The sequence below is a fragment of the Paraburkholderia jirisanensis genome (assembly GCF_054782355.1).
This window is the reverse complement of record NZ_BAAGSQ010000025.1, coordinates 193,892-205,137: the sequence shown is the minus strand read 5'-3', so window position 1 is coordinate 205,137 and position 11,246 is coordinate 193,892. Positions and strand designations below refer to the sequence as shown.

The window sequence follows — 11,246 nt, the reverse complement described above, 5'->3', positions numbered from 1 at the left end:
ATCAATCCTGCAGCCGGCGCGCTGCGATCGCGCGCAGCAGCCGGTAGAAGAATGCCGCGATGATCATCGCCGCGAGCACGCCGCCGAACAGCAGCAGGATCGGATGCACCGACAACACCCAGTGCATGTACTCGATCGGCGACAGATGACCGACGTAATAGACGTCGCCGTTCGACGCCACTTCAACCGTGCGCCCGCGCACCACCGTCAGCCCGCCCTGGATATCGCTGATCAGATCCGGGTCGAGCATCGCGTTGGTCAGGTCGACGTCCGACTGCCCCGCCGCACCGATCAGCGCGACCACGCTGCGCCCTTTGCTTAATGGCGATTCGAAACCGGTCAGCAACGCATCGCCGGATGACGTGACGAGCGACAGGTCGGCGCGGCCCGCGGTGCGCACGCCGCCGCGGTCGCCATACCACCAGTTGGCGAGGCGGAACGGCGTGTTCGACAGCTGCCAGCGGCGCGAGTCGTCGTCCGGTGTGAACGGCATCGCGTTTTGCCAGGTGGTCAGGAGCGGCTGCTGGCCCGGCGCGCCGAGCACCAGCAGGTCCATGTCCGCGTAGCGCGCCATGTCGCCGGGCGCGCCCACCGTCACGCCGGTTACCGGATAACCCGTCGACGCGCCCATGCGGCCCATCGCCATCAGGTACAGGCTGAAGTCGCCCGGGTTCGGCTGCGGCGGCAGGATTACCGCGGTCTGCGACAGGTCGGCCATCCGCGTGAACGGAAAGCCGCTGTTCGCAAAGGCCGCCAGATCCGGCAGCGCCGCATAGTGCGGGAACGACGACAGGTCGATGGTCGAATCCGGGTCGATCTCGCCGCGCACGTTGTCGAGCACCTGGCCCTGGCATTCGCCGGTCTTCGGCATGTCGTAGAAAAAATGGAAACGCAACTGCGCCTGCGACGCGAGCAGATGCGGCGGAATGAAGATCTCGCGCGCGGCCGGCGCCGTATGGTCCGGCTGCAGCCGGTTCAGATAACGGCCGAGATCGAGCAGCGACGCCGATTGCGCGGGAATCCGCAGCGCCTGCACGAAGGTGTCGCCGACATTGATATTCAGCGTCGAGCGATCCGGCGCGGGCCGTGCGGTGAAGCGGTAACGCAGGTCGACCGGAATGCCCTTCGAGCGCCACGTGAACAGATCGGGCGGCATGCGCAGGTTCACGCGGATCACGTCCGGGTTGTAGCCGGACACCGACAGATCCTTGACTGGCGTCAGGTCACCGAAGCGCACCGGGCGGTCGGTCGGCAGCCAGCGCGGCGCGTCGTACGGCTCACGGGCGCGCGGCACGTCGACGTGCGTGATGGTCTGCTGCGCGCCGCTCAGCGCCGCTTCGCCGAGCGCCAGTGCGTCCGCGGCAGTCTTCAGTTCGCGCGCGTCGCGGCCGAGCACGAGCAGCAGCTTGCCGCGTGCCGGCGCGACGCGATCGACGATCGCGAGCATCGGGCCGTCGATGGTCGGCAGCGCGACGCCTTGCGGATGTTCGTCGTTGGTCGCGAACACGACCGCGTTGCCGGATAGCGGCACATTGTCGAGTTGCGCCGGAAACAGCGCACCGCGATAGCCGGCGAACGCGCCGAACCACGACGCGACGATGCCGGCTGCTTCGAGCGTGTTGTTCGACGGCTTCGCGGCGAACACGAACGGCAGTTCGAGGCGGCGGATGTCGCGACGGTCGAAGAATGGCAGCGGCAGCGCGCCGAGGTCCGGTTTGGTCGCGAGCGAGCCGAATGTCAGGTCGAGCGTGCTGGCGTTGCTGACCGTCGCCCACAGCGTGCTGCTCGCCGGGTCTTCACAGCCCTGCGTGTAGTGGCCGATCAGCTGCACGTTCAGATTGTTGAACTCGGTGATCAGGCGCGGCTCGAGCGGGATGTCGCGCGCCACCAGCATGCCCGCCTGTTCGCGCGGCAACGGCAGCGTCGTGGCGACCTCGCCGTTGACCAGCACCTTCAGATGCGACAGGTTCGACAATAGCGACGGCGAGTAGCTGTAGATCAGATGCAGCGTGGCGCCGGTCACCACTTCGTCGGCGCGCACCGAGAACGGCACGCCGTTCTGGCTATCGACACCGCGCAGCTGCAGCGGATCGAGCGCGCCCAGTTGCGCGAAGGTGAAGACCTGACGGCGGCCGTTGGATACCAGCGTGCCGTTGTCGGCGGTGGTCGACATCGTGTCGCGGCCGCCGGCGCGCACTGCGGCGAAGGTCTGCGGCACGGTGTTGCCGAGCGGCGGCGGCTCGGCGGCGCGCGGGTCGACGAGGCGTGCGGGGCCGGGCGGCAGGCCGGCGTCGGCCGGTGCGAGCGCAGCGGTGGATGGCGCCGCGGTCGTGCCGGTGGCGCCGGTTTGCGTGGCGGTCGGCAAAGCGGTCTGCAAAGCGTTTTGCGCACCGGATTGCAAGGCGGCTTGCCCGCCGGATTGGCTACCCCCAGCCACCGCAGCATTTTGCGTGGCCGTGGCCGTTGCAGTTGCGGCGCGTGCAACCGGCAGCGTCGCAAGCGCGCTCAAACCAACGAGCGCCCCGCTCGCCAGCACGGCGATCACACGCCGCGCACGCCGTACCGCACCGCTGCCAACACCAACACCAACGCCGCCGCACGCGCCACGGCGCTGATCCGCAGCGCCACCATCGCGCCCAGGCAGATGCTCCGCATCGCGCGGCATCGACTGGAGCGCCTCACTGCGCACGTCGTCGCGTCGCATGTTCCGCATACGTTATTTTCCGTTCTTGATGTTTTTGGCGTTGTCTTTGCCTGCCTTGCGCTGCCGGCCCAATTGCCGCGCATCGGCGTAAAGATGCTCGAACAGCCCCGCAATGCCGCTTGCGCCCACCCGCATCACGTGGCCGAGGCTGCGCAGCGGCGTATCCGCTTCGCGTCCTTCGGCCCAGCCGGTCCACGCATCGGCGCGCGCGAACGTGCTTTGCACGAATTCGAGTTCCTGCTCGCGCGTCATCGGCGCGAAACGCAAGCCGACCCGGCCCGGCGCCGCATAGGTGACGTCGCCTGGAAACACAAATTCGTCGTGGCCGCGAAATAGCGACACCACTACGCTCTCGTGCAATGGCACCACGATGTCGCCGGGCAGCTTCAGCGCGACGCCGCCTTCGGCGTAGTCGATCGTTTCGCAGGCGAGCGTGCGGCCCGTCGAGAAGCGCAGCGACGCGGGAAACTTCATCGCCACGCGGTGCGTATTGCGTACCTGCCGCTGCTCGCGCGCGGCCGCCACGCTCGCGCCGAGAATCAGCATGTTGTAGCCGGTCCACGCGAGGTTAAGCAGGGTGGTCTGCACTTCGCTGTGCGAATCCCAGTGCACCCAGATATGCACGCCGCCGGCGACGAAGCCGAGCAGGTTCAGCATCAGCAGGAACAGATACGGCCGCGAGATGCTCCAGTCGAAGTACTGCTCTTCGATGCGGCCGCCCTTGGCCGTCACGTTGAACTTGCCGAGCTTCGGGTTGATCAGCGCGAGCAGCGTGGGCGCGGTGATGTAAGACGCGAGCACCGACTCGTACACCTCGGACCAGAACGAATGGCGAAACTGCGCCTGCATCCGCGAGTTCGTGACGTTCGCGTGGAACATGTGCGGCAGCGCGAAGATCGCGATGGTGCCGGCCGCCGCCTGGATGATGTGCGCGCTGAAGAACAGATACGACAGCGGCGCAGTCAGGAACACCAGACGCGGGATGCCGTAGAAGAAATGCATCATCGCGTTCAGATAGCACAGCCGCTGGCCGAACGACAGCCCGCGGCCGAACAGCGGATTGTCGATGCGGAAGATCTGCGTCATGCCGCGTGCCCAGCGGATGCGCTGGCCGATGTGGCCGCCAAGGCTTTCGGTGGCAAGCCCCGCCGCCTGCGGAATCGCGAGGTACGCGGTGGTGTAGCCGCGCCGGTGCAGCTTCAGTGCGGTATGCGCGTCTTCGGTGACGGTTTCCACCGCGATGCCGCCGATCTCTTCGACCATGGTCCGCCGCAACAGCGCGCACGAACCGCAGAAGAAGGTTGCGTTCCACAGGTCGTTGCCGTCCTGCACGAGGCCGTAGAACAGTTCGCCTTCGTTGGGCACCTTGCGGAAGGTGTCGAGGTTTTTCTCGAACGGGTCGGCCGAGAAGAAATGGTGCGGCGTCTGCAGCATCGACAGCTTCTTGTCGCGCAGGAACCAGCCGAGGCCCACTTGCAAGAACGAACGGGTCGGAATGTGATCGCAGTCGAAGATTGCGAAGTACTCGCCGTCGGTGGTCTTCAGCGCTTCGTTGATGTTGCCCGCCTTCGCGTGGCGGTTGTGCGAGCGGATCGTCCACGCCACGCCCACTTCCTCGCAGAACGCCTTGAAGTCGGCGCGGCGGCCGTCGTCGAGCACGTGGATCGACAGTTTGTCGCGCGGATAGTCGAGTGCGATCGCCGCGTAGATGGTGGGCTTCACCACCGATAGCGGCTCGTTGTACGTCGGGATGAAGATGTCGACGGTCGGCCACGCGTTGCGGTCGACGGGCAACGGCATCGGTTTGCGCTTGAGCGGCCAGGCGGTCTGGAAATAGCCGAGCATCAGCACCAGCGCCGCATAGACTTCGGCCGACACCAGCAGCAGCCCCCAGATCGCATCGAGCGGACGGTCCCAATGCGTGGTTTCGGTCAGGCGCCAGTACATATAGCGGCCCGTCGCGATCACCGACAGCATGATCATCACCAGCGTTGCGAAATGCCCTTGCGCACGGCGAAACAGCAGTGCAAGCAGGAAGCAGCAGACCGCGAAGGTCAGTTGCTGGCCGAACTCGAGCGGCACCGTAAACACGAAATACAGCAGCATCACCGCGAAGATCGCGAGCACGATGCTGACCGGCTTGCTGCCCAGAATGCGGCCGTCGATCAGCCGCGACGCGAAGCGGTCGAACGCGGAGCGGCGCGGCGGCTCGTTGTCCGCGGCGGCGAGGATGTCTTCCGGCGTGGCGCTCATGCGGCGCTGCTCCTCGGCTGGGCGGCGCTGCCGGCGAGGCGCGCGTCGAGCCAGTCGCCGCACGCGCGCAGGTCGGACGCCGCCTGGCTCAGTGGATCGTAATGGATCACGGTGGTGTCGTAGGCGAGCGATTCGCTGACACCCTGATCGAGATGCACGACACCCGGAAACAGATTCGGCTCGAGCGTGCCGCGTAACACCTTCAATACGTCTTTGGTCAGATTGCGGCCGACATCGACCTGGTTGATCACGTAGCCATAGCCGAGAAAATCCGTGCGCGGCACCGCGTAGGTCTGAAGCAGCCGCTCCATGTGCGGGATCGCTGCATACGACGCGGCATCCGCGATCACCACGTTCAGCACGAAGCGCGCCGCCAGCAGCGCGGCGCGCGTGTACACCGTCGCGCCCGGCGGCGTATCGATCAGCACGATGTCGGACGGTTCGAGTGCGAGCGCGTCGAGCGACCTGCGTACGAGGTGCGGATCGGCGTCGAGTTGCGCTTCGAACACGCGACGGTCGTCTTCGTTCAGCGCGCCGTGCGGCAGCACGGTCACGCCATCGATGCCGTCGAACATCACGCTACGCCACGCGTCGCCGCTGACGGTCGCGCGCGCGACGCCGTCGAAGCTGTCGACCGGGATGCCGAAGTGCAGGCGCAATGCGTTCTGCGGATCGAAGTCGACGACGATCACGCGCCGCCCGTTCGAACCGAGCACCGACGCGAGATTGGCGGCCAGCGTGGTCTTGCCTACGCCGCCCTTGGCGGATACCACCGCGACGATCTTCATGAAGTCTGGTTGCCGGATGTGCCGTGCGCCGCGTGCGGGGCGCTCGCAAGCCGCTCGAACACCCCAGCGAGATCGCGCGAGCCTTGCTGCGGCGCGGCGGTGGCGGGTGTGGCCGGGCTGAACAGGTTCGACAGGATCGACGCGCTGGCGGTGGCTGGGCGTGCTTCGCGCTGCGTCACAGCAGGTGCCGCGGAGGAGCCGGCACCAACCGAAGATGGTGCAAACGTTTGCAATTTGCTTTCAAACAAATTGCTTGCGCGGCTGCGTTCTTCCCTGTGCGCAGGCGGTGCGGCAAAGACGCTCGCGAGCGCGGCGGCGGGTGCGGATGCTGCAGGAGTTGCAGATGCCGCAGGCGCGGCTGCCGAGGTCGGCCGGGCGGGTGCGGCAGGTACAACCGGCGCCACGGATGTCGCGAATCTTGCGAGCGTCGCCGTCGCCGCAGTGGTTGCGGCAGCAACAGGTGCGGTCGCTGCAGCAGGTGCAGCATCGGTATGCGCGGCGACCCGCGCTGCAACCGGCGCGGCCGCGACGCGCGGCTCACCGGATACCTGCGTCGCGGGCGGCACACTGAAACGGCTAGCAGCCTGCCGCGCAGGATCGGCCGGTGGCGGCATGGTCGCATGCCGATGCGCACGTGCGAACAACGGCGCGCGTACCAACCCCGACAGCGCGATAGCGCCTTCGCCAGCGGCCGCAGGCGGCGTTGCATCGTCCGCGCGCTGTGCTACGTCGAGCGTCTGCGCCTGCGGTGCGGCTTGCAACGACGCAGACGCGGGCGCCGGACGGCCCGCGCCCGGCACATGTTCCGGATGGCCGATATCGAGCGCGGTCAGCAACGGCCAACGCGAAGCGGCATGCTTCGCGTCGTCGTCGCGCGCGACTTCCTGATAGTGATCGGCGTCGCCGCCAAATCGCTGGAACAAATTTCCGATGTCGTCTGAAACGCTCATGGTGATCTACCCCCAAGCCCATGTCGGGCTGGATACCACTTTGTTCTTCGTCGTTACCGCGTGTTGCGTGCCGTGTTATGCGGTCTTCGCAAGCCGGAACTCCAGCGCACGGCGGTCGCCCGTGTCGATTTGCTGCAGTACCAGCGCACCCGCGCCCAGCTGTTGCAGCCAATGCTGATAAGCACCTTCGAGAAATGCCGGGGTCCATGCGTCGGCGGCGGCGCCAAAAGCTGCAAGCGGCGCGCAGTAATGCTGGATTGCCAGATACTCGTCGCGTTCGACAAGATTCACGAAGCCCCAGTCGAGCGAAGACCAGGTCGTGTTGAAAAAGGAAGTGAGCTGATCGAGTGTCGCGCAGTCGCCAGGCGGATGCGAACCGGCAAATTTGACACCGATACGAGCCATCAGTTGACGCAATTGCGCGGTGCCCAATTGCGTTTCGAACTCTTCGGCAAGCGCGGTCAGGAAGCCGCGCCATTGCGTGGAAGCCTGATGTTTCGTGTAATAGTCGAGCAACGTGGCTGAGTGTTCGTCTTGCATGTTCGGAAATTTCTTCACGTATCGTTGGCTGCGCAGGTTACGGTACGCGCCGGCCCGACCCGGCATCGAACAGCTTTCCTGAACGGGCGCATGCTGCGTGTATTGTTCACAGCAAAGGCGACGCCAGCATAGCATCGTTCGATGACTGCAAAAAAGCGTTAAGCATCGCCGGACGCATCGGATGCGCATGGCGTTGGGAATGAACGACGCTTTAACGGCAACTTGATGGCGAATCTTGACTTTGCGACGGCGCATTACGCATTGGCGCGCTGCCGCTGCACTGGGCATGACGTCCCGCATCACTTCCCCCTCACTTCCGACAAGGAGCCACATGATGAACGACCAGCAGGTCATCCAGATCCTCAATGAGGTACGCCGGCCGTTGCTGGCCGTGCACAAGGCGATCCTCGATCATGAGCGCGCCGAGTACGAAAAGGAGTCGGGGCCGGTCACGCCGGCGGCGTTCCTGCAGGCGCTGATCAACCAGCCGGGCTTTCGCTGGCTCACTCCGCTATCGACGTTGATCGCCAGTCTCGACGAAGCGCTGGACGGCAAGGACGCGACCGCCGAAGACCGGGCCGGCACGCTGCAGGCGCTCGCCGCACTGTTCTCGCAGGAGCGGCCCGGCGATGGGTTCCTGCCGCGCTATCGGCAACTTTTGCAGGCGAGCGCTACGGTGCTGCACGAGCACGGGCGAGTGGCGGAAGTGCTGCGGCGGGTGCCGGCATAGGCTTGCGTCGCGCGTTGGCCTGAGGCTCGCATCTGATCGGCGGGTCCCGGATCTTCTCACCTTGACGGAGCCGGGCCCGCGGTGCGGAAAACATGCGCATTCTGCGTTCGCTGCTTGCATTCGTGCGCGCAAACGTGTCAGCGATATCCGCCGGCAGTACAAATGAGGCTTTTTTTCCGGAGTTTCGTGGCGGGTTCGCGAATACGATCGGAATCGATCGGTATAAAGTGCAGCGCGGGTCTTTACCAGGGATTACCAGGTATCGGTATCACGCGAAAACAAAGGTGAGATTCTGCGGGATACGATGCCAACACAACTCGTCGCGCTTGCAACCTGCCTGCAGGCCGCTTGCGCTTCTGCAATTGCAAGCCACAATCGCAAGCCGTAGTCGCAAGCCGCCATCAAGCTGCAAGCGGCTAGCCAGATGCGTGCAGCTTGCGCCACAACGTCGTCTTGCTGATGCCGAGCATCCGGCACACACGGTCACGGTCGCCGTCGCAAGCTTCGAGCGCCGCGCGAACCTCGTCCGCCTCGATGCGACGACTGCGTTGGCGCAGCGTCAGCGGCCGCGAAGCAGCGTCGCGCACTCCCGATACGCCGGACGCGGTCGGTAACTCGGATGCCTCGAGCGCATCAACGGCATCCATCGCATCGCTGTCGCCGCGCGCCGGCCGCACGACATCGAACAGCTCCGGCGCAATCGCCCGCAGCACCGCAGCGCTCAACGGCGCAAGCGCACCTGCATCTGCGTCGCTGCTCTCCGCGAGTTCGACCATAATGCGCTCGATCACGTTTTGCAGCTCGCGCACATTGCCCGGCCATGCATGCCGCACTAACGGCTCGCGCACCGGCTCCAGCAGCCGTGCGGCGGCCCGCTCACCGGCGATGCGCACGGCGAGCCGCGGCTCGCGCCGCGCCGCGTCGCGCAACAACGCGGCCGCAAGCGGCACGATGTCGGGCCGCCGTTCGCGCAACGGCGGCAACCCGACATTCAGAATGTTGAGCCGATAGTAGAGATCCGCGCGAAACTCGCCGGTTCGCACCGCGTCGGTCAATGCACGATGCGTCGCCGCGACGATCCGCACGTCGATGCGGGTCGGTTCGGTCGAGCCGAGCCGCACCACTTCGCGTTCCTGCAGCACACGCAATAGACGGCTTTGCAGCGGCAACGGCATCTCGCCGATTTCGTCGAGGAACAGCGTGCCGCGATGCGCCGCTTCGATCAGCCCTGCCTTGCCGCCGCGTCGCGCGCCGGTGAAGGCGCCCTCTTCGTAGCCGAACAGCTCGCTTTCCAGCAATGCTTCGGGAAACGCGCCGCAGTTGATCGCGACGAACGGAAAGTCGTGGCGCGCGCTCAGCTGATGCAGGCTCTGCGCCACCATTTCCTTGCCCGTGCCGCTTTCACCGCGAATCAGCACAGTCGCATCGGACTTCGCGTAGCGCCGCACCAGCTTGCGCACCTCTTCGATCGCCGCGCATTCGCCGATCAGATCGTCGAGCTGGTAGCGCGCGGCAAACTGCTGCGTGCGCTGCCGCGAACGCAATGTGCGATCGAGCCGCTCGACGGCGCGCGACTCCTGAAACGTCAACACGGTGCCGGTGGTCGTGCCGCCATCGACCAGCGGCCCGCGATGCACGACGTAACTGAGCCCACGTACGCTGGCCAGCGACTCGCCTTCGCTATCGGGAATGCTGGCGGCGATATCCGGCGCGAGCTCCGCGAGTGCGCGCCCGATCGCCGCCGACGGCGCGATGCCCAGCATCGCGGCGAGACGCTGGTTCAATGCTTCGACACGGCCTTGTGCGTCGAGCGCGACCACGCCGTCGCGCAGATGCTGCAGCACATTGTCGAGCCTCTGCCGGCGCACCGCTTCGGCCCGCATCGCCTGCGCGACGTCGAGCGCGGTCTCGAACGCCGCACGCACCGACGCGCGCGAATAGACGAACACCGCATCCATGCCGGCGCGTGCGGCGAGGTCGGTCACGAGACCCGGACCGACCAGTGCGCTGACGCCGCGGTCGCGCAGATCGAGCACGCAGGTTTGCGCGTCCTGCGCGGACTGATACGACGCGAACAGCACATCGAGACCGTATGCCGTGACGAAGCGGCGCACTTCGGCGGGCGTCTCGCCATGCGTGACCAGTGCGATCGACCCGCTCGCTTCAGTCTCGCGGCGGGCACGCGCCAGTGCATGCATGACGTCGAAGCCGGTTGGGTTGATCAGCACGACCGGTACGCCGACGCGCGCTTTCAGATAGGCGCCGTTCGAACCGGCGGCAACGACGATGTCCGGGCGCGCCGCGCCGGTCGTCTCGAGAATTTCGTGCACCGCATCTTCAAAGCCACGCGACACCAGTTGCAGGTCGGCGCGGTCGTCGTATTCGCCGGCGATATCGCGAAACAGATCGCGCAGCTTGCTGATGCCGATCGCCCAGATGCGCGGGCGAGACGGCGGAGCGGGAAATGGAGTCATGCGGATGGGCGGCAGCGGAAGTTGCGGGCAAAGCCAGAGTTCATTATGCCTGATCTTTTCGATTATGAAATTCCATATTTCATAAATGAAATTTCAACGTTGTCTGGCAAATTGAAAAGTCTTGATAAATCAATTATCTGGGCGCACCGATAGGGGCTGGCCCGCTCTTTGCAATTTGAGCCGTGTTCTTTTCCACAGAGACCTTTTGCGATGAACACAGCCTCACAGCATCCAGCTACATCGAGTGCCGGCGCGAGATTTCGCGCGGCCGTCGCCGCGGAGAAACCGCTGCAGGTGATCGGCGCGATCAATGCGAACCATGCGCTGCTCGCGCAGCGCGCGGGGTTCAAGGCGATTTATCTGTCCGGTGGCGGTGTTGCGGCCGGCTCGCTCGGTTTGCCCGACCTCGGCATCTCGACGCTCGACGACGTGCTGATCGATGTGCGCCGCATTACCGATGTGTGCGACGTGCCGCTGCTGGTCGACGTCGATACCGGTTTTGGGCCTTCGGCGTTCAACATCGCGCGCACCGTGAAGGCACTGACCAAGGCCGGCGCCGGCGCAATGCATATCGAGGACCAGGTCGGAGCCAAGCGTTGCGGCCACCGGCCCGGCAAGGCGATCGTGTCGCAGGACGAGATGGTCGACCGCATCAAGGCCGCTGTAGACGCGCGCATCGACCCCGACTTCGTGATCATGGCGCGCACCGACGCACTCGCGGTCGACGGCCTGCAGGCCGCGATCGACCGCGCCGCAGCCTGCGTCGAAGCCGGCGCCGACATGATCTTCCCCGAAGCGATGACCGAA

At 65.7% G+C, this 11,246-nt stretch carries 8 protein-coding genes; 2 read left to right on the top strand and 6 right to left on the bottom strand.

All coding sequences use genetic code 11. From position 1 onward, the window contains the following. Position 1 precedes the first annotated feature (1 nt). The 5 genes from bcsB to bcsD all read right to left on the bottom strand — a co-directional run bounded on the left by bcsB (position 2) and on the right by bcsD (position 7,589). On the bottom strand, positions 2-2,713 hold the full coding sequence (bcsB, locus tag ACYVNQ_RS12855) for a cellulose biosynthesis cyclic di-GMP-binding regulatory protein BcsB (protein ID WP_460902876.1): 2,712 nt from the start codon (positions 2,711-2,713) through the stop codon (positions 2-4). A 3-nt stretch (positions 2,714-2,716) separates the two neighbouring features. After that, the gene (gene bcsA, locus ACYVNQ_RS12850) at positions 2,717-4,957 is read right to left on the bottom strand and encodes a UDP-forming cellulose synthase catalytic subunit (RefSeq protein WP_460902875.1); all 2,241 of its coding nucleotides are present in this window, start codon (positions 4,955-4,957) and stop codon (positions 2,717-2,719) included. Next, entirely contained in the window at positions 4,954-5,745 is a 792-nt protein-coding gene (bcsQ, locus tag ACYVNQ_RS12845; protein WP_460902874.1) for a cellulose biosynthesis protein BcsQ, read from the bottom strand. Before bcsQ ends, bcsA begins: the two co-directional genes overlap by 4 nt. Then, a complete protein-coding gene (bcsP, locus tag ACYVNQ_RS12840; protein WP_460902873.1) occupies positions 5,742-6,695 on the bottom strand; it encodes a cellulose biosynthesis protein BcsP in 954 nt (317 codons plus the stop codon). Before bcsP ends, bcsQ begins: the two co-directional genes overlap by 4 nt. Before the next feature lie 75 nt (positions 6,696-6,770). After that, entirely contained in the window at positions 6,771-7,589 is an 819-nt protein-coding gene (gene bcsD, locus ACYVNQ_RS12835; RefSeq protein WP_460902872.1) for a cellulose biosynthesis protein BcsD, read from the bottom strand. On the opposite strand from bcsD, the gene ACYVNQ_RS12830 reads away from it, so the two are divergent. After that, entirely contained in the window at positions 7,570-7,965 is a 396-nt protein-coding gene (locus ACYVNQ_RS12830) for a hypothetical protein (RefSeq protein WP_460903573.1), read from the top strand. The genes bcsD and ACYVNQ_RS12830 overlap by 20 nt on opposite strands. Before the next feature lie 416 nt (positions 7,966-8,381). Here ACYVNQ_RS12830 and prpR read toward each other — a convergent pair whose 3' ends face one another. Further along, positions 8,382-10,439, bottom strand: coding sequence for a propionate catabolism operon regulatory protein PrpR (gene prpR, locus ACYVNQ_RS12825; protein ID WP_460902871.1), 2,058 nt, complete (start codon positions 10,437-10,439; stop codon positions 8,382-8,384). A gap of 210 nt (positions 10,440-10,649) precedes the next feature. Between prpR and prpB the strand changes: the two genes are divergently transcribed. Beyond that, on the top strand, positions 10,650-11,246 hold a 597-nt coding region (prpB, locus tag ACYVNQ_RS12820; RefSeq protein ID WP_460902870.1), incomplete at its 3' end, for a methylisocitrate lyase.